Source organism: Vibrio mytili, assembly GCF_000830505.1.
Classification (GTDB): Bacteria; Pseudomonadota; Gammaproteobacteria; order Enterobacterales; family Vibrionaceae; genus Vibrio; species Vibrio mytili.
In genome coordinates, this window is sequence record NZ_JXOK01000041.1 from 60,806 (window position 1) to 84,721 (window position 23,916).

At 45.3% G+C, this 23,916-nt stretch carries 17 protein-coding genes and 4 pseudogenes; 12 read left to right on the top strand and 9 right to left on the bottom strand.

Annotation, left to right across the window (positions count from 1 at the left end; all coding sequences use genetic code 11):
* Positions 1–47 precede the first annotated feature (47 nt).
* From sfsA to panC, 7 genes and pseudogenes are all read left to right on the top strand, one after another.
* Positions 48–764 carry a DNA/RNA nuclease SfsA gene (sfsA, locus tag SU60_RS11385; RefSeq protein WP_041155641.1) on the top strand — a complete coding sequence of 239 codons (717 nt, stop codon included), beginning with the start codon at positions 48–50 and terminating at the stop codon, positions 762–764.
* Positions 765–900: 136 nt separating this feature from the next.
* Entirely contained in the window at positions 901–1,347 is a 447-nt protein-coding gene (gene dksA / locus SU60_RS11390) for an RNA polymerase-binding protein DksA (protein WP_041155607.1), read from the top strand.
* Between the two features lie 69 nt (positions 1,348–1,416).
* A complete protein-coding gene (gluQRS, locus tag SU60_RS11395; protein WP_041155608.1) occupies positions 1,417–2,280 on the top strand; it encodes a tRNA glutamyl-Q(34) synthetase GluQRS in 864 nt (287 codons plus the stop codon).
* A gap of 107 nt (positions 2,281–2,387) precedes the next feature.
* A pseudogene (gene pcnB / locus SU60_RS11400) lies at positions 2,388–3,748 on the top strand (polynucleotide adenylyltransferase PcnB).
* Positions 3,745–4,230: a 2-amino-4-hydroxy-6-hydroxymethyldihydropteridine diphosphokinase gene (folK, locus tag SU60_RS11405; protein WP_041155609.1), complete on the top strand. Its 486-nt coding sequence runs from the start codon at positions 3,745–3,747 to the stop codon at positions 4,228–4,230. The pseudogene pcnB and the gene folK overlap by 4 nt, the downstream one beginning before the upstream one ends.
* A 24-nt stretch (positions 4,231–4,254) precedes the next feature.
* Positions 4,255–5,049: a 3-methyl-2-oxobutanoate hydroxymethyltransferase gene (gene panB, locus SU60_RS11410; RefSeq protein WP_041155610.1), complete on the top strand. Its 795-nt coding sequence runs from the start codon at positions 4,255–4,257 to the stop codon at positions 5,047–5,049.
* Positions 5,050–5,061: 12 nt separating this feature from the next.
* Positions 5,062–5,970: a pantoate--beta-alanine ligase gene (gene panC / locus SU60_RS11415; RefSeq protein WP_041155611.1), complete on the top strand. Its 909-nt coding sequence runs from the start codon at positions 5,062–5,064 to the stop codon at positions 5,968–5,970.
* A 75-nt stretch (positions 5,971–6,045) separates the two neighbouring features.
* Here the strand turns inward: panC and SU60_RS11420 are convergent, their stop codons facing one another.
* The 3 genes from SU60_RS11420 to SU60_RS11430 all read right to left on the bottom strand — a co-directional run bounded on the left by SU60_RS11420 (position 6,046) and on the right by SU60_RS11430 (position 9,637).
* Entirely contained in the window at positions 6,046–6,816 is a 771-nt protein-coding gene (locus SU60_RS11420) for an ABC transporter permease (protein ID WP_041155612.1), read from the bottom strand.
* Positions 6,817–7,734 carry an ABC transporter ATP-binding protein gene (locus SU60_RS11425; RefSeq protein ID WP_041155613.1) on the bottom strand — a complete coding sequence of 306 codons (918 nt, stop codon included), beginning with the start codon at positions 7,732–7,734 and terminating at the stop codon, positions 6,817–6,819.
* A gap of 232 nt (positions 7,735–7,966) precedes the next feature.
* Complete coding sequence (locus SU60_RS11430) at positions 7,967–9,637, bottom strand: SulP family inorganic anion transporter (RefSeq protein ID WP_041155614.1); 1,671 nt, start codon at positions 9,635–9,637, stop codon at positions 7,967–7,969.
* A gap of 272 nt (positions 9,638–9,909) precedes the next feature.
* Here SU60_RS11430 and can point away from each other — a divergent pair, with 272 nt between their 5' ends.
* A complete protein-coding gene (can, locus tag SU60_RS11435) occupies positions 9,910–10,578 on the top strand; it encodes a carbonate dehydratase (RefSeq protein ID WP_041155615.1) in 669 nt (222 codons plus the stop codon).
* Positions 10,579–10,654: 76 nt separating this feature from the next.
* Here the strand turns inward: can and hpt are convergent, their stop codons facing one another.
* Positions 10,655–11,185: a hypoxanthine phosphoribosyltransferase gene (hpt, locus tag SU60_RS11440; RefSeq protein ID WP_041155616.1), complete on the bottom strand. Its 531-nt coding sequence runs from the start codon at positions 11,183–11,185 to the stop codon at positions 10,655–10,657.
* Between the two features lie 335 nt (positions 11,186–11,520).
* On the opposite strand from hpt, the gene SU60_RS11445 reads away from it, so the two are divergent.
* Positions 11,521–12,144 carry a LuxR/HapR/OpaR family quorum-sensing transcriptional regulator gene (locus SU60_RS11445; protein WP_041155617.1) on the top strand — a complete coding sequence of 208 codons (624 nt, stop codon included), beginning with the start codon at positions 11,521–11,523 and terminating at the stop codon, positions 12,142–12,144.
* 299 nt (positions 12,145–12,443) lie between these two features.
* Here the strand turns inward: SU60_RS11445 and lpdA are convergent, their stop codons facing one another.
* The 5 genes and pseudogenes from lpdA to ampD all read right to left on the bottom strand — a co-directional run bounded on the left by lpdA (position 12,444) and on the right by ampD (position 20,496).
* On the bottom strand, positions 12,444–13,871 hold the full coding sequence (lpdA, locus tag SU60_RS11450) for a dihydrolipoyl dehydrogenase (protein WP_041155618.1): 1,428 nt from the start codon (positions 13,869–13,871) through the stop codon (positions 12,444–12,446).
* Between the two features lie 277 nt (positions 13,872–14,148).
* Positions 14,149–16,049 (bottom strand): annotated as a pseudogene (gene aceF / locus SU60_RS11455) (pyruvate dehydrogenase complex dihydrolipoyllysine-residue acetyltransferase).
* A 19-nt stretch (positions 16,050–16,068) separates the two neighbouring features.
* Positions 16,069–18,727 (bottom strand): annotated as a pseudogene (gene aceE / locus SU60_RS11460) (pyruvate dehydrogenase (acetyl-transferring), homodimeric type).
* 48 nt (positions 18,728–18,775) lie between these two features.
* Positions 18,776–19,543 (bottom strand): pyruvate dehydrogenase complex transcriptional repressor PdhR, encoded by a 768-nt coding sequence (gene pdhR / locus SU60_RS11465; protein WP_041155619.1) that lies wholly within the window; start codon positions 19,541–19,543, stop codon positions 18,776–18,778.
* A 401-nt stretch (positions 19,544–19,944) separates the two neighbouring features.
* Positions 19,945–20,496, bottom strand: a complete 552-nt coding sequence (ampD, locus tag SU60_RS11470) for a 1,6-anhydro-N-acetylmuramyl-L-alanine amidase AmpD (RefSeq protein ID WP_041155620.1) — start codon at positions 20,494–20,496, stop codon at positions 19,945–19,947.
* Between the two features lie 96 nt (positions 20,497–20,592).
* Between ampD and nadC the strand changes: the two genes are divergently transcribed.
* The 3 genes and pseudogenes from nadC to pilB all read left to right on the top strand — a co-directional run bounded on the left by nadC (position 20,593) and on the right by pilB (position 23,895).
* Positions 20,593–21,480, top strand: a complete 888-nt coding sequence (gene nadC / locus SU60_RS11475) for a carboxylating nicotinate-nucleotide diphosphorylase (RefSeq protein WP_041155621.1) — start codon at positions 20,593–20,595, stop codon at positions 21,478–21,480.
* 260 nt (positions 21,481–21,740) lie between these two features.
* Positions 21,741–22,211 carry a pilin gene (locus SU60_RS11480; RefSeq protein ID WP_041155622.1) on the top strand — a complete coding sequence of 157 codons (471 nt, stop codon included), beginning with the start codon at positions 21,741–21,743 and terminating at the stop codon, positions 22,209–22,211.
* Positions 22,211–23,895 (top strand): annotated as a pseudogene (pilB, locus tag SU60_RS11485) (type IV-A pilus assembly ATPase PilB). Before SU60_RS11480 ends, pilB begins: the two are co-directional and overlap by 1 nt.
* Positions 23,896–23,916: the final 21 nt, after the last annotated feature.

Consider the following 23,916-nt stretch of genomic DNA (forward strand, 5'->3'; position numbering starts at 1 on the left):
GTGTAATGTTGCCCGTATTGTACTCTTCTCAAATTAAATTAAGCAAAATGCATTTTAAACCGTCTTTAGAGTCAGCGACTCTGCTCAAACGTTACAAACGATTCTTGGCCGATATCGAACTCGATAATGGTGAGATCAGAACCATACATTGTGCCAATACGGGCGCCATGACCGGGTGTGCGACGCCAGGAAACAGAGTCTGGTACTCTACGTCTGACAATCCTAAGCGAAAATACCCAAACAGCTGGGAGTTAACCGAAACCTCTCAAGGGCACCGTATCTGCGTGAATACCGCCCGCGCGAACCAACTTGCCGTGGAAGCGATTGAAAATGGCGTAATTTCAGAGCTTTGTGGCTATGACGAACTTCAAACAGAAGTCAAATATGGCAATGAAAATAGTCGAATTGATATCTTGCTCAGCGAAAAAAATAAACCAAGGTGCTATATAGAAGTAAAAAGCGTCACTCTTCTCGATGAATCAAACGAGCAAGGACAAGGATACTTCCCTGATGCCGTCACGACCCGAGGTCAAAAACATTTAAGAGAGCTCACAGAAATGGCACAAAACGGGAATAGAGCCATACTTTTATTCACTGTTTTACATTCAGGTATTGAAAAAGTGTCCTCGGCACACCATATAGACGCCAAATATTCACAATTACTCAACCAAGCACAAGACGCTGGAGTGGAAGTTCTGTGTTACAAAGCCGAACTAAGCAATACTGAAATTAAGCTGCTTTCCGCTATTGATTTTATCAGTTAAGAGAAAAAATGATGTCGTGTTCACAATGACGATAACTTTGCGATTCAGTATTTGCCAGCACCGCCTCTTTTTGCTATAGATACCCGCCTTAAATTAACTGCATAGCAGTTGACTGGGTGTAAGTAGGAGATGCTGTATGCCAGAATCAAAGAAAAAAACGATAGGCATCCTAGCCATTGCAGGCGTGGAACCATATCAGGAAAAACCTGGTGAAGAGTACATGTCACCAGAACAGGTGAAACACTTTACGACTATTCTAACAGCTTGGCGTGATCAACTAAGAGCTGAAGTAGATCGTACGGTTCACCACATGCAGGATGAAGCAGCAAACTTCCCAGATCCTGTTGACCGCGCCTCTCAAGAGGAAGAGTTCAGCTTAGAATTGCGTAACCGCGACCGCGAACGCCGTTTGATCAAGAAGATTGAAAAAACATTAGACAAAATTAAAGAAGATGATTTTGGCTTTTGTGAATCTTGTGGCGTAGAGATCGGCGTTCGTCGTCTTGAAGCTCGCCCAACTGCAGACCTTTGTATTGACTGTAAAACACTTGCAGAAATCAAAGAAAGACAGATGCAAGGTTAATCAAGCAAACATTTCAATAAAAGGGAGCTCATGCTCCCTTTTTGTTTTAGCTTATCTGGGTATACACGCATGACACGCTATGTTGGCCGATTCGCTCCATCTCCTTCCGGCCCCTTACATTTTGGCTCCCTTGTGGCAGCTCTTGGTAGTTACTTTCAGGCAAAAGCAAACAACGGTCTTTGGTTGGTCCGTATGGAAGACCTCGATCCACCAAGAGAAATGCCTGGAGCCGTGGGAGCAATCCTTGACGCGCTGAAAGCCTACCATTTACATTGGGATGGCGAAGTGGTTTATCAGAGCCAACGCCATCCTTTGTACCAAGCGCAAATTGATACTTGGTTAACCAATGGGGACGCCTACTATTGTCAATGCACACGTAAGCAGATCAAACAACATGGCGGCTTTTATCCAGGGACTTGCCGAGATAAAAACTTGAAACAAGGCGCGATTCGTCTAAAAATGACCCAACCTGTCGCCAGTTTCTTCGATCAAAAACATGGACAGATGCTCATTCCAGAGCAACTGGTAAATGAAGATTTCATTATTAAACGCCGTGATGGCTTATTTGCCTATAATCTTGCGGTAGTATTGGATGACATCGACCAAGGTGTGACAGAAGTCGTTCGAGGTGCAGACTTAATCGAACCGACAGGGCGTCAAATCAGTTTGTACCGAACCCTTGGTCAGCCGGAGGTAAGCTACTTACATTTACCCTTGGCGATGGATAACAACGGCAATAAATTGTCGAAACAAAATCACGCGACGGCTATTGATATCGATAACCCGAAACCAACACTATTGAACGCAATGATCTTCTTAGGCTTTGATATACCTACAGAAATAAGCGCGGGCGATATTGAAGAAATTCTACGTTGGGGCTGTAAAAATTGGCGTTTAGAACAACTGCCAGCAGCGATCGAGATCACAGCATGATTCTCAAATGGGACTACGTAAGCTATCATTAGCCGCAAAATCCGCCCTAAGGGCACCAAAACTAACCAAAGCAAAATTGGATTAAACCCAGTTATTGCCAGATGCAAATGAATACAAACGACTATACACCAAGCGAACCTGCCACAATCCCAGAGCTCGCTCTCAATGTAATAACTCGTGAAGAGCACAACATTTCGCGTAAACAGATCAGTGACAATGCGCTGAAAGTCCTGTACCGCCTAAATGGTGCTGGTTTCGATGCTTTTCTTGTGGGTGGCGGGGTTCGAGACTTACTACTAGGGCAGAAACCAAAAGACTTTGATATTGCCACGAATGCAACGCCGGAGCAGATTAAGCAACTGTTTAGAAACTGCCGCCTAATCGGCCGTCGCTTCCGTCTGGCACACATTATGTTTGGCCGAGACATCATTGAAGTTGCGACCTTCCGAGGTCATCATCAAGAGCAAAAGAACAAGAGCATTTCTCAGCAGTCTAAAGACGGCATGCTATTGCGTGACAACGTCTACGGCACCATTGATGAAGACGCAGAGCGACGAGACTTCACGATTAACTCGATGTACTACAACATCGCAGATTACTCTATTCACGACTACGCGCGCGGTATTGAAGATTTAGAAGACCGTTTAATTCGCCTGATTGGCGATCCTGAAACGCGTTACCGTGAAGATCCGGTACGAATGCTACGCGCCATTCGTTTTGCAGTGAAACTGGACTTTGATATTGAAGAAGACACCGCTGCACCGATTGAACCGATGTCACCGCTGCTGCGTGAAATTCCATCTGCACGCCTTTTCGAAGAGTCTCTGAAGCTGCTTCAGTCAGGTAACGGTTTAGAAACTTATCACTTATTGCGTGAATACAATCTATTCCAACAGCTATTCCCAATCATTGCTGAGCACTTTACCGAAGACTATTCATCGCATACTGAGCAAATGCTGGATCTCGCTCTCGATTCGACCGATTTAAGAATTGAAGATGGTAAACGCATTAACCCTGCGTTTATGTTTGCAGCAATGTTGTGGTACCATTGTGTGCAAAAGCGGAAACACTGATGTCAGAACGTAACCTTGGTCACTATGATGCCATTATGGAAGCGAGCAACATCATTCTTGATGAACAAGTGCGTACCATTGCTATTCCTCGACGTCATACCGCCACTATTCGTGAGATTTGGCAACTGCAATTGCGCCTACCAAAGCGCAATGGCAAACGCGCATTCCGTCTAATGGAGCTTAATAAATTCCGTGCCGGTTACGACTTCTTAGAAATGCGTGGTGAAATCGAAGGTGGAGAGACTCAAGAGTTAGCCAAGTGGTGGAAGACGTTCCAAAATGCGGGTCGAGAAATGCGCCAAGCGATGGCCTCAGACTTAGATAGCCAAGCACCTAAATCGGGGCAACGCCGCCGTAAAACCTTCCGTAAAAAGAAGAGTAAACCAGCGTCATGATCACCGCGTATATTGCAGTAGGCAGTAATTTGGCAGATCCTGTCAACCAGGCTCAGCAAGCGATAGAAGCGCTCAAAGCATTGCCTGACTCAGAGTTTATTAAAGCGTCTGCGCTCTACAGCAGCACACCAATGGGGCCACAAAATCAACCGGATTATATTAATGCGGTGGTGGCGATTCATACTCGTTTAACGCCTATTGCGCTGCTTAATTGCACTCAAGCGATTGAGCAAGAACAAGGGCGTGTCCGTAAAGATGAGCGTTGGGGTCCAAGAACCTTAGATCTCGACATCATCCTTTATGGCAATGAGGTGATCAATTCCGAGAGGCTGATTGTTCCTCATTATGGAATGAAAGAGCGCGAGTTTGTGCTCTACCCTCTTGCGGAAATTGCACCAAGTTTACAACTCCCTGATGGGACAGAGGTCTCTGAGCTACTGAAACAAGTCGACAGAAATGGCCTCAGAATTTGGCAGTCATAGCCAACTCCTAGTAAGGATAAAACAATGAAAAAAATAACCATCAACGACCTAATTAAGTGGAAGCAAGAAGGTCGTAAATTTGCCACTTCAACCGCTTACGATGCTAGCTTTGCACAGCTTTTTGAAAGCCAAGAGATGCCCGTTCTTCTTGTCGGTGACTCTCTCGGTATGGTGTTACAAGGGGAAAACGATACCCTGCCCGTCACGGTTGAAGATATTGTGTATCACACTCGCTGTGTGCGTGCGGGAAGCCCTAACTGCTTATTGATGTCAGATATGCCCTTCATGAGCTATGCCACCCCAGAGCAAGCTTGTGAAAATGCAGCTAAGATCGTGCGTGCTGGTGCGAATATGGTCAAAATTGAAGGTGGTGACTGGCTAGTCGATACGGTTAAAATGTTAACAGAACGTGCGGTTCCAGTTTGTGCCCATCTGGGCCTCACCCCACAGTCTGTCAACATTTTTGGTGGCTATAAAGTGCAGGGGCGTGAGCAAGAAAAAGCAGACCGAATGATCAAAGATGCCATTGCTCTACAAGAAGCGGGTGCACAAATTATCTTGCTAGAATGTGTCCCGGCAGAACTTGCAGAACGCATTACTCAAGTTCTCGACGTGCCAGTCATTGGTATCGGTGCGGGTAACGTGACGGATGGGCAAATCCTTGTAATGCATGATATGTTCGGCATTTCTGCCAACTACATGCCAAAATTTTCTAAAAACTTTCTTGCTGAAACAGGTGATATGCGTAAAGCCGTAGCGAAATACATGGAAGATGTCGCTAGCGGTGTATTCCCAGACGACGCACATACCATTGCCTAAAAGGATAAACGCATGCAAACTCTCGCGGAAATCTCATCGGTTCGTGATCTCGTAAAAACCAATAAGCGCCAAGGTCGCAGCATTGCGTTGGTTCCAACTATGGGTAACCTGCATGAAGGCCACTTAACGCTTGTGCGCAAGGCCCGTGAATACGCAGATATTGTTGTGGTCAGTATTTTCGTCAACCCAATGCAGTTTGATCGTGCGGACGATTTAGACAACTACCCACGCACGCTAGAGGACGATCTGAGTAAACTGAGTGCTGAAGAGGTAGACTGGGTATTTACTCCGACTCCGGAAATGATGTATCCAAAAGGATTAGACAAACAAACCTACGTGGATGTACCAGGTTTATCAACGATATTAGAAGGCGCATCGCGCCCGGGTCACTTCCGAGGTGTCACGACCATCGTCAACAAGTTGTTCAATATCGTTCAACCAGACTTCGCTTGTTTTGGTGAAAAAGACTTCCAACAACTTGCTATCATCCGCAAAATGGTCGATGACTTAGCCATGGATATTGCCATCATTGGGGTGCCAACCGTACGTGAAATGGACGGACTAGCAATGAGCTCGCGTAACGGCTTGCTGACGTTGGATGAGCGTCAACGTGCCCCTGTACTGGCGCGCACCATGCGTTGGATCAGCAGCGCGATTCGCGGTGGTCGTATCGACTATGCGTCGATTATTGAAGATGCGAGTGATCAACTACGTGCGGCAGATTTACAGCCGGACGAAATCTTCATCCGTGATGCTCACTCATTACAAGCCATCACGGAAGAAACAACACAAGTCGTGATCTTAATGTCTGCATTCCTAGGAAAAGCACGCTTAATTGACAACCAAACTGTTGATTTAGCAGCAGAAGCCAAGGAAGAGACTGAATCAAGCGATTCAGAAGACGCGCCCAATGAAGCGTAATTTAGGGTAGCATTAAAAAGGTCGACACGAAGTCGACCTTTTTACTTTTTAAGGAAGCGTTTTAACAAACATACGTTACGAACGCAGTCCAATGCCCTTGGTCACCAAATAATGTGCCAGTGCATAGAGTCCCAAAACAAATACGAATAGAACACTAAAAGAAGTCACAATACCGACATCAGACACACCAAGAAATCCGTAGCGGAATGCGTTGACCATATAAACAATCGGATTCACTTTCGACACGCCCTGCCAAAACTCTGGAAGTAAACTGATGGAGTAAAACACCCCTCCTAAGTACGTCAGTGGTGTTAACACAAACGTCGGAATAATCGAGATATCATCAAACGTCTTCGCGTATACGGCATTAATTAGTCCCCCCAGAGCAAACACCACCGATGTCATGAATACTGTGGCAACAATGATACCCCAGTGCTCAACTTGCAGATCGACAAACAACAAAGAGACACAAGTCACCAATGCGCCTACCAGCAAACCTCGAGTCACACCGCCCATCACATAGCCTGCGATAATCACGTAATTCGGAACAGGTGCTACCAAAAGCTCTTCGATGTTTTTTTGCAACTTGGCACTAAAAAAGGAAGACGCGACATTGGAATAAGAGTTGGTGATCACCGACATCATGATCAAGCCCGGTACAATATATTCCATATAGCTAAAACCGTTCATTTCACCAATTCGGGAACCAATCAAGTTACCAAAAATAATGAAATACAGAGTCATCGTTATCGCAGGTGGCACTAAGGTTTGTACCCAAATTCGAGTAAAACGATTGATTTCTTTACCCAATAAACTGCGAAATGCAGTCCAATATAATTGGTACATTTACTTACTCCCTTCTCTCACGATACTGACAAACAGCTCTTCCAAACGGTTGGCTTTGTTGCGCATCGACAACACTTTAACCCCCTGCTCAGTAAGCTGAGTAAAGACGGAATTCAACCCTTGGCTCTTCTCCAGCTCAATCTCAAGCGAACCTTCCAACCAACTTTGGCGATTCACACCAGTCAGTTCAGGGACTTCGCCATCACACTCAACATCAAGAATAAACGTCTCAACACTCAACTTGCCAAGTAACGCTTTCATTGTGGTATTTTCAATCAGCTCACCGTGATTGATGATACCGATATTGCGGCACAGCATTTCAGCTTCTTCCAAGTAGTGCGTGGTCAGAATAATGGTAATGCCCTGTTGCTGATTAATCTCTTTTAGGAAATCCCACATTGAGCGGCGCAGTTCTATATCTACCCCCGCCGTTGGCTCATCGAGGATCAGTAACTTAGGCTCATGCATCAAGGCTCGGGCGATCATCAAGCGACGCTTCATGCCCCCCGATAAGTTACGTGCGCGCTCCTGGCGCTTCTCCCACAAATCTAGCTTCTTCAGGTACTTTTCTGCTCGTTCTTTGGCTAAACTTTTTGATACGCCGTAATAGCCGGCTTGTTGCATCACAATCTGTTCAACGGTTTCAAACTGATTGAAGTTGAACTCTTGTGGTACTAGACCTAAGTGCTGTTTCGCTAATTCAAGATCAGTATCAATATTGTATCCAAAAACCTTAACGGTTCCGGAAGTCTTATTAACTAGCGAAGCGATAATCCCTATAGTGGTGGATTTTCCCGCTCCGTTTGGACCAAGAAGTGCGTAAAAGTCGCCTTTTTTAACTTGCAGGCTGATACCTTTTAACGCCTCAAAGCCGCCAGCGTACGTCTTGCGTAGCTGATCAATTTCTAATGCGTACATGCGTAATGGTTGCCGTCTGTTGATGAATGGAGAGTAACAATACTGATGAGGGAGTGCTGTGTTCTATAACGCCCCATGAGTATTGGACTGAAGTCGCATTAGTTTATCGTTGAATAACGATGATTACAATCAAACCTGACCGTCATATTAGAAATACAACGACCAGGAGAGTTTCATTCGCTTGATCTGCTAGTAGTGAGATAATTGCTTATACCATATATGGTATTACCACTTAGGCGGTAATACGCTGGTATTGATTGGATTCAACATACTTCACCGCCGAATTCAGAGCCTCATAACGGAATTGATAAATGTTGGCGTCAGGTACCAAATCAATGACGTGAAACTTTTCCAACTGTTCACGCGTTCGCTGATTTGGGCACAGCAAATACACCTGACATTTCGCGTCCAACGCATCTTTGATCGCATTTTCTAGTGCCAAGCCGACGGTCACATCGATCATAGGAACATCGGTCAGATCGAGAATCATTACCTCGTAATCAGAAATGCTGGAATGCTGACGAGAAATCGCTTTGGACACACTGAATATCATGGGACCAGAAAGGTAGAAAAATAGTACCTTGCCATTCGCTTGATCTAACAACCCTCTTTCACTGTCGGTTAGCGGTACATCATCTTCATCAGCATCACTGATGGCCTTGACTTGACGAGCTTGTTCCCGACTTAAACGTTCAATGATAATAATATTAGAAATGAAGACCCCTAACCCGACGGCGACAATCAGATCGACAAACACCGTGAGCAACATGACACCATACATGATTGCCATACCAGAAAAGCTGACTTTGTGGGCACGTTGAATAAAGCTCCAGTCAAGGATATTAAAACCAACGTAGACGGCAATTCCCGCCAAAACCGCCATTGGAATAGGTTCGGTCAAACCACCAGCGACAAGCACAACCAACGCCAGCATCAATGCACGGACAACCCCAGACAACGGCGAACGCGCACCAACTTGGATATTAGTCACCGTCCCCATAGTTGCACCGGCACCAGGTAACGCGCCAAACAAACCAGAAATCATATTCGCCAACCCCTGACCTCTTAGCTCTTTATCAGAATCGTGTTCTTTCCGCGTTAATGAATCCCCAATCACGGCTGTGAGCAATGTATCGATACAACCTAAAGTCCCCAGTACCAGCGCATCAATAACCATTTCGACAAATATTTCTGGGTTTATCTGTGGCGCGACTAACGAAGGTAATCCAGCCGGAATTTCACCGATGCGACGAATGTCATCAGCATCAAAAACCATCACCGACAACAAAGTCACCACCACCAGAGCGACTAATTGTGCAGGGACGTATTTACGATATTGCTTCGGGAAGAAAAACAGAATCCCTAGCGTCAGTAAGCCTAAAAACAACTCACTGAAGTGTAAGTTAGAAATGGTCTCTGGGAGCGCGGACAACGTCCCTAGAACGCCACCAGAAGGGGCCGCGTGTCCCAACAAGGGAGATAGCTGAAGAATAATAAGGATGACACCAATTCCGGACATAAATCCAGAGATAACGCTATAGGGCATTAAAGTGACGTATTTTCCTAGCTTCAAAGTACCGAGTAAAATCTGGAAAGCCCCCGCCATCATTACCACGGTAAATGACATGGCCATACCGCTCTCGGGGTACTTAGCCATCATACTGGTCAATACAGCCGTCATGATCACCGTCATTGGTCCGGTAGGTTCAGATATTAGCGTATTTGATCCACCAAACAACGACGCAAAAAAACCGACCATGATAGCGCCCCACAGACCAGCTTCAGCGCCTGCGCCTGAGGCCACACCAAAGGCCAAAGCCAAAGGAAGAGATATTATGGCCGTCGTAACGCCTCCAAATATATCCCCTTTCAGATTAATATGATCAAAACGACTACCGAACAATGTTGCTCTCCCTGCATGAGTAAAAAAGTAAAAACAAAATTGTTAATACTCTAACCTGAGATGTTAAAAATTAAACCTTAAATACAGTAAGTCTTACTGCATATCAGCCAGCAATTGGGTCAATTGTACGAACTTCAAAGAAAAAACAAGTCAGATGAGTACGTTCTGACGCATATTTAACGAGCTCGAAATTGTAACATTGTGTATAGTTATGACATGGTGAGCTTGAATGTTTGCAGTGATTTTGTTCTTGAAGGGAAGTAGTTTGCAAAATGCCGGAAATTAAACAATTATTTGAAAATAATTCGAAATGGTCAGAAGAAATCAAATCCGACCGTCCCGAATACTTCACCAAGCTCGCGCAAGGGCAAAAACCAGACTTTCTATGGATTGGATGTTCCGATAGTCGTGTGCCTGCAGAAAGACTAACTGGGCTTTTTTCAGGAGAGTTATTTGTCCATCGTAACGTCGCTAACCAGGTCATCCACACCGATCTTAACTGCTTATCAGTGGTGCAGTACGCGGTGGATGTGCTCAAAGTAAAACACATTATTGTTTGTGGACACTACGGTTGTGGTGGTGTGAATGCTGCAATCGACAACCCTCAACTAGGACTGATTAACAACTGGTTACTGCACATCCGGGATATCTATTTTAAATACCGCACCTACTTGGACGAGATGCCATTAGTCGATCGCGCCGATAAACTCGGTGAACTGAATGTCGCGGAACAAGTGTACAATCTCGGCAACTCAACCATAATGCAAGGTGCATGGGAACGTGGACAAGACGTTGAAGTGCATGGTGTCGTTTACGGAATTGAAGATGGCCGTTTAGAATACCTTGGTATACGTTCGAACTCTAAAGACACCGTTGAAGAGTCCCATAAAGAAGCGCTAACCAGTATTTTAAACCCTGAATACAAGCTTTTGTGTCGTTAATTAATGTCACCATTGCTTCAACAAAAAACGCCCATTTTTAAATGGGCGTTTTTATCACTCTAACTTTAATGAGTCATTACTCTTGAGGGACGACTTTACCGATGAACGGTAAATGACGGTATTTCTGAGCATAGTCAATACCAACACCGACAACAAACTCATCTGGAATTTCAAAACCGATCCAATCCACAGGCACATTGACTTCGCGTCGAGATGGTTTATCCAGCAACGTACAAATGGCGATAGACTTAGGCTCACGTAATGACAAAATTTCACGAATTTTGTTCAGAGTATTCCCCGTATCGATAATATCTTCAACCAGCAGTATATCTTTACCTTTAATGTCATCATCTAAATCTTTCAGGATACGAACATCACGCGAACTTTCCATCGTATTGCCGTAGCTAGATGCGGTCATAAAATCCACTTGGTGAGTCAGTTCAATAGCACGAGCTAAGTCGGCCATAAATACAAATGAACCACGCAGCAATCCGACTAAAACAAGGTCTTCACTGCCTTGATAGCGTTCTGTAATTTGCTTACCCAATTCACGAACTCGTTCCTGAACTTCTTGCTCAGAAATCATGACTTCTACTGTATGTTTCATACTGTACTCATTTAATTTTGTGGGTTGAGGCAAGTCGTACTCAAACGATTACCTAATTTTACGGCCTGTAGTGTACCACCCTGCTAATAGGGTTAAAAGTCGGATGCTGTTGCATCCAATATTGGATCTTCGTCGAGATTTACCTATCTCGGAATAAACGTAAGACTGATAATGACATAACTGTCTATAAACCCGAGAACAGCTGTTGACCTCAATGATATGCACCAGTACACTCATTATTGCGACACGCATGTCTTCAACATTGCGACACGCAACTATAAAAATAAATTAGGGGAAAATCCCCAACATAACTCAATTGGCAAGGAAAATTAATTATGGACTCAATTGCAAAGAGACCCAGAACTAGGCTGTCCCCAATAAAACGCAAGCAACAGCTAATGGAAATCTCATTAGAAGTTTTTGCTCGTCGTGGTATTGGCCGCGGAGGTCACGCAGATATCGCTGAAATCGCGCAAGTATCTGTTGCTACTGTATTCAACTATTTCCCTACTCGAGAAGATTTAGTCGATGAAGTGTTGAACCACGTCGTACGTCAGTTTTCGAACTTTTTGTCAGATAATATCGATTTAGACTTAGGCGCCCGAGAAAATATCTCCAACATAACTAATGCGATGCTCGACCTGGTTAAGCAGGATTGCTCTTGGTTGAAAGTATGGTTTGAATGGAGCGCTTCGACTCGTGATGAAGTATGGCCACTGTTTGTTTCAACAAACCATACTAATCAACTGCTGATCAAGAACATGTTTATCAAAGCCATTGAAGCAGGCGAAGTGTGCGATCAACACGATCCTGAACACTTGACCAACCTGTTCCACGGTATTTGTTACTCGTTGTTCGTTCAAGCAAACCGCTTTAAAGGTGAAAAAAGTGAAGCTGAACTTAAAACACTCACCAATTCATATCTGAATATGCTGTGTATTTACCGAGGTGAAAACTAGGACTCACTCTAGTTAATCTGACCTCACCGGTTTATAAGAAATGACAACGCCCACCATTTGGTGGGCGTTTTATACCAATCACAGTAAATAAGTGATCAGAAATAGCGTAGGAAAAATGCTTGAGAACAAGACGCAATTTTTCGGTAAGTAGTTATTCTACAATCAAAAATTGCAATGAAGTTATCGAGTGTTTTAACAAGCTAGAATGACCAGTTATTTACGACGATTGGTATTAGTAGCAGTAAACAAAAAAACCGCTGAATGCTCAGCGGTTTTTAGTAATAAATCAGTAAGAAAGATTATTTCTTCTTAACTGCTTTTTTGTTTGGAAGGTCAGTGATAGAGCCTTCAAATACTTCAGCAGCTAGACCAACAGACTCGTGAAGAGTTGGGTGAGCGTGGATAGTCAGAGCGATATCTTCTGCATCACAACCCATCTCGATCGCAAGACCGATTTCGCCAAGTAGTTCACCACCGTTAGTACCAACGATAGCACCACCGATTACGCGATGCGTTTCTTTGTCGAAGATTAGCTTAGTCATACCGTCTGCACAGTCAGATGCGATTGCACGACCTGATGCTGCCCATGGGAATGTTGCCACTTCGTACTTGATGCCTTCTTCTTTCGCTTCTTTTTCAGTCTTACCAACCCAAGCCACTTCTGGCTCAGTGTACGCGATTGAAGGGATAACTTTAGGATCGAAGTAGTGCTTCTTACCAGAGATAACTTCCGCTGCAACATGGCCTTCATGCACACCTTTGTGTGCAAGCATTGGTTGACCAACAACATCACCGATAGCAAAGATGTGAGGTACGTTAGTACGCATTTGCTTATCAACGTTGATGAAGCCGCGCTCGTCGATTTCCAGACCCGCTTTTTCACCGTCGATTAGCTTACCGTTTGGTACACGACCGATAGCAACTAGTACAGCATCATAGCGTTCTGCTTCAGCAGGTGCTTTTTTGCCTTCCATTGAAACGTAGATACCGTCTTCTTTCGCTTCAACTGCTGTTACTTTTGTTTCTAGCATCAGCTTGAACTTGTCTTTGATTCGCTTAGTGAAAACCTTAACGATATCTTTGTCTGCCGCAGGGATTACCTGGTCAAACATTTCAACAACTTCAACTTTAGAACCTAGAGATTGGTATACCGTACCCATTTCTAGACCGATGATACCACCACCCATGATGAGCAGCTTTTCTGGCACTTCTTTTAGTTCAAGAGCGTCAGTAGAATCCCAGATACGTGGATCTTCATGCGGGATAAATGGCAGTTTGATTGGACGAGAACCCGCAGCAACAATTGCGTTGTCAAAGTTAACAACCGTGGACTCACCTTCACCTTCTACAAGGATAGAGTTAGGGCCAGTAAACTTACCGTAACCGTTCACAACCGTGACGTTACGCATTTTAGCCATGCCACCAAGACCACCTGTCAGTTGGTTTACAACTTTTTCTTTCCAGATACGGATCTTGCTGATGTCAGTTTGCGGTTCGCCAAACACAACACCGTGCTCAGCCATCGCTTTGGCTTCTTCAATGACTTTAGAAACGTGAAGAAGTGCTTTTGATGGGATACAACCCACATTCAGACATACACCGCCAAGCGTGCTGTAGCGTTCAACAAGTACGGTTTCAAGACCTAAATCCGCACAACGGAATGCAGCGGAGTAACCAGCAGGACCAGAACCAAGTACAACAACTTGGGCTTTAATTTCTTTGCTCATTTTGACCTCTTGTAGTCATTATCCCTAACAGGCTGAGTAGTATTTTGATTCTTTTTGTTTAAGTAAGATTTTTTAAACAGTGACTTTCAGACCGCTAACAGTTTACAGAGATGTTAATGGCGTGAAAAGTAAATCAATTTAGCCTGTGAGCTAGACAACAATTCGATTGAGAAAACCCTGAACTAAGTTGGGGGAACAACCAAATTGTCGATAATTTTTATTCGTTATTCGCTATAAACAGAGGCGGCTAATTTGCCGCCTCTCTCATCCACTTCTGTTAAAGAACTAGACGACGAATGTCAGATAGACATGAGTTAGGTAAGTGATGAAACGCGCACCTTCCGCACCATCAATCACACGGTGATCGTATGACAGAGACAATGGAAGTTGTAGACGCGGTTCGAACTCTTTACCGTTCCATACAGGTTTCATCTCAGACTTAGACACACCTAGGATACCCACTTCTGGCGCGTTTACGATAGGAGTAAACGCCGTACCGCCGATGCCGCCAAGACTAGAGATAGTGAAACAGCCACCTTGCATGTCAGCAGCCGTTAGCTTACCTGCACGTGCTTTCTTAGAAACAACCATTAGCTCTTCAGATAGCTCGTAGATGCCTTTCTTGTTCACGTCTTTAAATACAGGAACAACCAGACCGTTTGGTGTATCTACTGCGATACCGACATTCACGTATTTCTTCAGAATTAGGCTCTCACCATCTTCTGATAGTGAAGAGTTGAATGCTGGGAACGCTTCAAGCGCTTTAGCTACCGCTTTCATGATGAACACAAGTGGCGTGATCTTCATGCCAGTGTCTTTCTTAGCTTCAATCGCGTTTTGCTCTTTACGGAATGCTTCAAGAGCCGTGATGTCTGCGTTGTCCCACTGTGTAACGTGCGGGATCATTACCCAGTTACGGTGTAGGTTTGCACCAGAGATCTTCTTAATGCGAGATAGCGGTTTAACTTCTGTCTCACCGAACTTGCTGAAGTCCACTTTTGGCCATGGTAGTAGACCAAGAGCTGCACCGTCACCTTTGCCAGATGCTGCTGCACCAGACTCAAGACGCTTAAGCGCTTCTTTCACGTAGTTCTGAACGTCTTCTTTCAGGATACGGCTCTTACGACCAGAACCTTTAACCTTAGAAAGGTTTACGCCGAACTCGCGAGCTAGACGACGAACAACTGGAGACGCATGAGCGTACTCATCGTTCTCTTTGAAATCGCCTGCGGCCGGCGTTCCGGTCGCTGCTGGAGCTGCCGCCGCTGGAGCTTCCGCTTTAGGCGCTGCTGCTGGTGCTGCCGCTTGAGCTGGAGCAGGTGCTGCGCCCGCAACTTCGAATACCATGATTAGTGAGCCAGTAGACACTTTGTCGCCAGCTGCAATCTTGATTTCTTTAACTGTACCAGCGAATGGTGCCGGTACTTCCATTGAAGCTTTGTCGCCTTCAACAGTGATTAGAGATTGCTCTTCTTCCACTGTATCGCCAACTGCAACCATGATTTCAGTGACTTCTACTTCGTCGCCACCGATATCTGGAACGTTAACTTCTTTGGCTGCTGCGGCCGGCGTTCCAGATGCTGCTGGAGCTGCCGCCGCTGGTGCTTCTACTGCCGCTGGTGCTGCCGGAGCACCGGAACCTGCAGTTTCAAAGACCATGATCAGTGAACCAGTCGATACTTTATCGCCTGCTGCTACTTTGATCTCTTTAAGCGTACCTGCGAATGGTGCCGGTACTTCCATAGAAGCTTTGTCGCCTTCTACCGTGATCAGAGATTGCTCTTCTTCGATGCTGTCGCCGATAGCTACCATGATTTCAGTAACTTCAACTTCGTCACCACCGATGTCTGGTACGTGAACTTCTTTCAATTCTGCCGCTGCTGCTGGAGCTGGAGCTGCTGCTGGAGCCGCTTCTGCCGCAGGAGCAGGTGCAGCTTCAGCTGCACCCTCGGCTTCGAAAATCATGATTAGAGAACCAGTAGAAACCTTGTCGCCTTCTGCAACTTTGATTTCTTTAACGATACCCGCTTGAGAAGCAGGTACTTCCATAGAAGCTTTATCGCCTTCAACAGTGATCAGAGACTGCTCTTCTTCAACCTTGTCGCCAACGCTCACAAGAATCTCAGTAACTTCAACCTCATCCGCACCGATGTCTGGTACATTAATTTCGATTGCCATTTCTTATCTACCTTCTTAATTAAGCGTATAGCGGGTTTGTTTTCTCAGTGTCGATGTCGAATTTCTTAATAGCTTCTACAACTACAGATTTTTCAACTTCGCCACGTTTCGCTAGTTCAGTTAGCGCTGCTACTACTACGTAACCTGCGTTCACTTCGAAGTGACGACGTAGGTTTTCACGGCTGTCTGAACGACCGAAACCGTCAGTACCAAGAACTTTGAATGATTCAGCAGGGATGAATGCACGAACCTGCTCTGCGTAGTTCTTCATGTAGTCAGTTGCTGCGATCGCTGGCTCAGTACCCATTACCGTTTGGATGTAAGGTACTTGCGCTTCCGCTTCTGGGTGTAGCATGTTGTAACGCTCTGCTGCTTGGCCATCGCGAGTTACTTCGTTGAACGACGTGACAGAGTAAACGTCAGAGGCAATACCGTAGTCATCGCTTAGGATTTGCGCTGCTTTACGAACTTCGGTCATGATAGTGCCCGAGCTCATTAGCTGCACTTTACCTTTAGAACCTGTGTAGGTTTCTAGCTTGTAGATACCCTTACGAATGCCTTCTTCAGCGCCTTCTGGCATAGCTGGCATTGCGTAGTTCTCGTTCATTAGCGTTAGGTAGTAGTAAACGTTCTCTTGTTCGCCGTACATACGACGGATACCGTCTTGCATGATTATCGCTACTTCGTAAGCGAATGTTGGGTCGTAAGAGATACAGTTTGGTACTGTGTTTGCCATGATGTGCGAGTGGCCATCTTCGTGCTGCAGGCCTTCACCGTTTAGCGTTGTACGACCAGCCGTTGCACCCAATAGGAAACCACGAGCTTGTTGGTCACCAGCCATCCACGCCATGTCGCCAACACGTTGGAAACCGAACATTGAGTAGTAGATGTAGAACGGAATCATTGGTAGGTCGTTTGTCGAGTATGACGTTGCAGCGGCAACCCATGAAGACATAGCACCTAGCTCGTTGATACCTTCTTGCAGTACCTGCCTGAAGTCGCTTCTTTGTAGTAAGAAACTACGCCACGGTCTTCTGGTGTGTAAGTCTGGCCTTGCGGGTTGTAGATACCGATTTGACGGAATAGACCTTCCATACCGAAGGTACGCGCTTCATCGGCAATGATAGGAACAATGTTCTTACCAATACCTTTGTTCTTCAGTAGAACGTTCAGTGTACGTACAAACGCCATGGTTGTTGAGATATCACGTTTCTGCTCTTCAAGCAGAGGTTTAAACTCTTCTACTTCAGGGATAGTGAGCGCTTCAGTAAAGTTAGGTAGACGCTGAGGCGTGTAACCGTGAAGTGCTTTACGACGAGCATGCAGGTATTCGTACTCTTTTGAACCTTCTTCAAGTTTCAGGTACGGAAGCTCTTTCACCGCTTCGTCAGTTAGAAGATCTTGTAGGCCCAGACGATCACGTAGGTGTAGAACGTGAGTCATGTCCATCTTCTTAACTTGGTGCGCGATGTTCTTACCTTCCGCTGCGTCACCCATGCCGTAACCTTTAACTGTCTTAGCTAGGATAACGGTTGGACGGCCTTTCGTTTCTTCGGCGTTCTTGTAAGCAGCGTAAAGCTTAGAAGACTCATGACCACCACGCTTAAGTGCGAAGATTTCGTCATCTGTCATATCAGCTACAAGTGCAGCTGTCTCTGGGTATTTACCAAAGAAGTGCTCACGCACGTAGCGCCATCTTTAGATTTAAATGTTTGGTAGTCGCCATCGATCGTTTCGTTCATAAGCTGTAGAAGCTTACCCGTCGTATCTTTAGCAAGTAGTGAATCCCAGTTGTTACCCCAGATTACCTTCACTACGTTCCAACCAGCACCTTTGAATAGACCTTCAAGTTCTTGAATGATCTTACCGTTACCCATTACAGGGCCATCAAGACGCTGCAGGTTACAGTTGATTAGGAAACATAGGTTGTCTAGCTTTTCACGGGCAGCGAAAGAGATAGCACCACGTGATTCTGGCTCATCCATCTCACCGTCACCTAGGAACGCGTATACGCGCTGCTCAGACGTATCTTTCAGGCCACGGCCTTCTAGGTACTTAAGGAAACGAGCTTGGTAGATAGAAGCAATTGGACCTAGACCCATAGATACGGTCGGGAACTGCCAGAATTCAGGCATCAATTTCGGGTGCGGGTATGAAGGAAGCCCTTTACCATCGACTTCTTGACGGAAGTTGTCTAGCTGCTCTTCAGTTAGACGACCTTCAACGAATGCACGAGAGTAAATACCAGGAGAAATATGACCTTGGTAGTAAACTAGGTCGCCACCGTCCTTCTCGTTTGGCGCACGGAAGAAATGGTTGAAACATGTCTCGTAGAATGCAGCAGAAGACTGGAAAGACGCCATGTGGCCGCCTAGTTCTAGGTCTTTCTTCGATGCACGTAGAACGATCATGATTGCGTTCCAACGGATAATAGAACGAATACGACGCTCTAGCGTTGTGTCACCTGGGTATGCTGGTTCTTGGTCTGCAGGAATCGTATTGATGTAGTTAGTTGTGATACCTGTTGGCATATCAACACCGTCTAGACGTGCTTTATCTAGAACTTGCTCTAGTAGGAACTGAGCGCGCTCTAGACCTTCTTCACGTACAACTGACTCAAGCGCCTGTAGCCATTCTTGAGTTTCCAGTGCATCTACGTCATGCTTCATATCAGACATGGCGATCTATCCTTCTGTTGGTTGGATCTACTGATTTAAGTAACACTCTTATGAGTGATTACCCTGCTGAATTCGACGTAGAGAACGCTCTCGTCGAGACTCTTCTCGAGTCAAATCCAACAATGTTTCTTCGATGTAAGCCAAATGAGAGTGAGACATTTCTCGTGCCTGTTCAGGCTGCCCAGAAACAATCGCATCCACAATATTGGCTCGGTGCTTACTTACTTTCTCCACCACTTCTTCTCGGCGGTGAAGTAATTTTAAATTTTGTAGAACATTTTGCTCAAGTAAAGGCGCAAGGCTACGAACAATATGCAGCAACACCACATTGTGCGCGGCTTCTGTTAAAGCAATAAGAAACTGCATAACCGCAGCGGCTTCGGCTTCAACGTTGTTGCTTTTTTGTTCTTCACTGATTTGGTCCAGACAGGTCTGAATACGGGCAAAATCTTCTTCGGTACCACGCAAAGCCGCAAAATAAGCCGAAATGCCTTCCATCGCATGACGCGTTTCGAGCAGATCAAGTTGTGTCTCAGAGTGAGTCGATAATAAATTAAGCAAGGGATCGGAAAAGCTTTTCCAGATGGTATCGCTAACGAATGTGCCACCACCTTGACGGCGACTTAACAAACGCTTTGCTTCCAAGCGCTGAATGGCTTCTCGGACTGAAGGACGGGAGACATCAAACTGCTTTGCAAGTTCGCGCTCTGGGGGAAGTTGCTGCCCCGGAGACAATGTTCCTTCCACAATCAACCGCTCCAACTCTTGTTCAATCACATCAGAGAGTTTTGGCTGACGAATCCTTTGATAAGCCATAATTTATTATTCTTCTAATTTTGCTGGTAAATGGTAATACCAATTTTCAATTGAGGCAGAAATTAACATAATTAAAACGTCACTGTCCAGCCAAAAGTTGACCTAAATCATAGAACAGGCCTAGCCCTAACACTTTGGCAACAATCGCGCATTAAAACATCAATATAATTGGTATTACCAATTTCACGATTAAAACAAGCGATGAATGGATGTGTTAGTTTTTTGAAAGAGAACTACAGAAAGTGACAAAACGGTCAGCGAAACGGCGCTTAAAATGCGCCGACAAGAAGAATAATGTTGTTAATTTGCTACATCTGTTTTTTATCTTCACATCACTCCAAAATATGCAACGTCCAATTTTTAATGGTAAAATGGATAATTATTTACAAATCATCCACATTTTAGTTCGCCAATAGTTGTCGATACTTCACCCAATCAAAGCTTAGACCAGGATCGCTTTTTCTCAACGGTGCAATGAACTGATGCCCAGTAATTCTCGGCAAGGTAATGGCGGGATATTCTTGTTGTATGGCTTGGGTAACCTGGGTAAGTGATTGATATTGTTCATCTGTATAAGCGATAAATTCCGTTCCTTCTAATTCAATACCGATAGAATAGTCATTACAACTCGCTCGACCAGCAAAGCTTGACTGCCCCGCATGCCAAGCTCTATCAAGAAAAGAAACAAATTGAACGACTTCGCCATCTCGCTTAATTAAGCAATGTGCCGAAACACCCATTTTGTGAATGACGTCAAAAAATGGATGGGCATTGGGATCGAGTTTACCCGTAAAAAAGTCTTCAATATAAGGCCCACCAAATTGCCCGGGCGGCAAGCTAATATTGTGTACCACTAACAAAGAAATATCTTGTATGTCTGGACGCGCATCAAAAAATGGCGATGGGACATGCTTAGCTTGCATCAACCAACCCTTATCGATTATTGAATGCATATTAATTACTCCCTCTCTATTGCAAATTAACTGCTGAAATTCTTGACCTCGGAGAGTATCATTCGTTGCCATCTCCCTTTCAAGATAAGATTTGCGATGAAGAACACACACAACAGCCAAGAACGCTTAGAATACCTAAAACAACAACTTCCTCTTGAAATCACTCGTGCGGTTGCCGACACCTTAAAAGAAGATTTGGGTGGCAGTGTGGATAATGATAAAGACATCACAGCTTCTCTTATTCCTGCGGATGCTGTTAACACCGCCACCATCATCACTCGTGAACACGGTGTGTTCTGCGGTCAAGCATGGGCAGATGAAGTCTTTAAACAGCTTGGTGGCAAAGTCTCCATTGAATGGCATGTCAAAGACGGCGATAAAGTCGAACCCAACCAAACGCTTTGCACGCTGACAGGTCCTGCTCGTGACCTATTGACGGGCGAGCGCAACGCGATGAACTTTATCCAAACCCTGTCTGGTTGTGCCACAACGACCGCTGAGTATGCAGAGAAAATTGCGCACACAAAATGCCGTTTACTCGACACACGCAAAACCATTCCAGGTCTGCGCAGCGCACTGAAATACGCAGTAGCGTGTGGCGGCGGTTATAACCATCGTATTGGCGTATTCGATGCGTACCTTATCAAAGAGAACCATATCATCGCCTGTGGCGGTATTACTCAAGCGATCAAAACCGCAAAAGAGTTGAACCCAGGCAAGCCAGTGGAAGTGGAAACCGAAAGCCTGGATGAGCTCAAACAAGCCATTGATGCGGGTGCCGATATCATCATGCTGGATAACTTCAGCAAAGAGATGATGTGTGAAGCCGTTGAGATCAACGCTGGTCGTGCGGCGCTAGAAAACTCTGGCAATATCACGCTAGACACCATCGCAGAATACGCGGAAACCGGTGTAGATTACATTTCTGTCGGTGCATTAACCAAGCACCTCAAAGCGCTTGATCTTTCGATGCGCTTCAAATAACCCGATGAAATAAAAACGTATTATTTCAATAAACTCAAACAGTTGAGTTCAAGCGATTATCACTAAAGGGCCAAGCGGCCCTTTTTTATAACCCACAACAATTACATCACTCGCAAAAAATTGCGCGCAATATGCAACACCACGGCAAAGAGTTTTAGCTCACTCGATAGCCGTTCACCAACCCATTTTCAGCCAGCCCTTCTCTTCTTACTCTTTCGCCAATGCAACAGCATTATTTATTTCATTGAGAAGGAAAGAAAATGAAACCAGTTAAACAAAAAAAACAGCAAGGTTTTACGCTGATTGAATTAATGATTGTGGTGGCGATTATTGGGATATTGGCAGCGTTTGCTGTGCCTGCGTACCAAGATTATACGAAGAGAGCGACTTTAGGTGAGTTTCCAAAAGTCGCTTCCGCAGTAAAAGTCGCGATAGAGCTTTGTGGCCATGAGAATGCAGCAGATGGAGATACATTTAAAACTGGATGTGTAGGTGGCTCGAATGGTATTCCGGCTAGTGTAAATATTAACAATATGCAGATCACAGCAGTTGGAGGTGATGCATCTGGCGCTGTAGACATCCGAGTAGCTGCAACAGCAGCTAAAGGACCAATTAAGTCAGGGGAAACATATGTTCTGACTGGTACATATTCGGGCAGTGGCATTGAATGGGAAGGTACATGTTACAAGGATGCTGCATTATCAGAATCACAAGATGATTACTGCCCATAATGCACACCAACCTATCTACAATTCTTCGCCAATCCGGGTTACTTAGCTTAGCTCAAGAAGAATCGTTAATAGAGCAAATCAACGCTTCTGGCATTTCGATGCCGGAGGCGTTAGTTCGTTCTGGCTATCTCACGCCAGAAGAGCTGACTACGCACCTTAGTATCGCAGTCGGGCTACCTTGCGTAAAACTCGCTGACTACCAATATGTACCTCTATGCCAACAACTTGGCTTGCGTGAATTGATCACTCGTCATCACGCACTGCCACTCGAGCGTACGTCCTCAACACTCACGTTGGCTGTCGCAGATCCGACCAATCAACAAGCAGAAGATGATTTTCGCTTTGCCACCGGACTACAGATCGAGCTGGTGATCGCCGACTTTGCTGAGCTAAGCGCGGCCATTCGGCGCTTATATGGCGCTCAATCGGCCAAGAGAAATCAGGTATAAAAGAGATCAACCAAGACGAATTGGCGAGCTTGGTTGATATTAGTGATGATGAAATCGACAACATTGAAGATCTCAGTCAGGACGAATCACCAGTAAGTCGCTACATCAACCAGATTTTATTGGACGCGGTACGTAAAGGCGCATCGGACATTCACTTTGAACCGTATGAAAAAATGTACCGCGTCCGCCTGCGTTGTGACGGCATTTTAATTGAAACCCAGCAACCGCCCAGCCATTTAAGCCGCCGTTTATCAGCACGGATCAAGATCTTATCCAAGCTGGATATCGCCGAACGTCGCTTACCCCAAGACGGACGAATCAAATTAAAACTCAATCAAGACACGGCGATCGATATGCGGGTGTCGACACTGCCTACCCTATTCGGAGAGAAAATCGTACTGCGTTTACTCGACAGCAGTTCTGCCTCTCTGGATATCGATAAGCTGGGCTACAGCGAACAACAAAAACAGTTGTATCTCAATGCACTGCGTCGCCCACAAGGGATGATTTTGATGACTGGCCCAACCGGGAGCGGAAAAACCGTTTCCCTGTATACTGGACTAAATATTCTCAATACATCAGAAATCAATATCTCGACTGCGGAAGATCCGGTCGAAATTAACTTGTCAGGCATAAACCAAGTTCAGGTTCAGCCAAAAATTGGCTTTGGTTTTGCCGAAGCACTGCGCTCATTTTTACGTCAGGATCCGGATGTGGTGATGGTCGGAGAAATTCGCGACCTCGACACCGCCGAAATCGCGATTAAAGCAGCGCAAACCGGTCACTTAGTCCTCTCTACTCTGCACACTAACTCCGCAGCAGAGACCGTAATTCGCCTGTCCAATATGGGGATTGAGAGCTTCAACCTCGCTTCTTCTTTAAGCCTGATCATTGCTCAGCGTCTGGCGCGTAAACTCTGCCCACATTGTAGACAGCCGCAAGAGCTCACCACGGCGCTGCAGCATGTTGGCATTCACTCCACCGAGAATATTTTTCAAGCCAACCCTCATGGATGCAACGAATGCACGCATGGTTACTCAGGGCGAACCGGCATTTACGAAGTGATGCACTTTGATGAAACACTTTCCGAAGCGCTAATTAAAGGCGCTTCGGTGCATGAACTGGAAAAAATTTCGGTCAATAACGGCATGAGCACCCTACAAATGTCCGGTATAGAGAAACTCAAACAGGGAATCACCAGTTTTAGTGAGTTACAACGCGTGCTCTATTTTTAGCTAACCCTATAACATACAGTC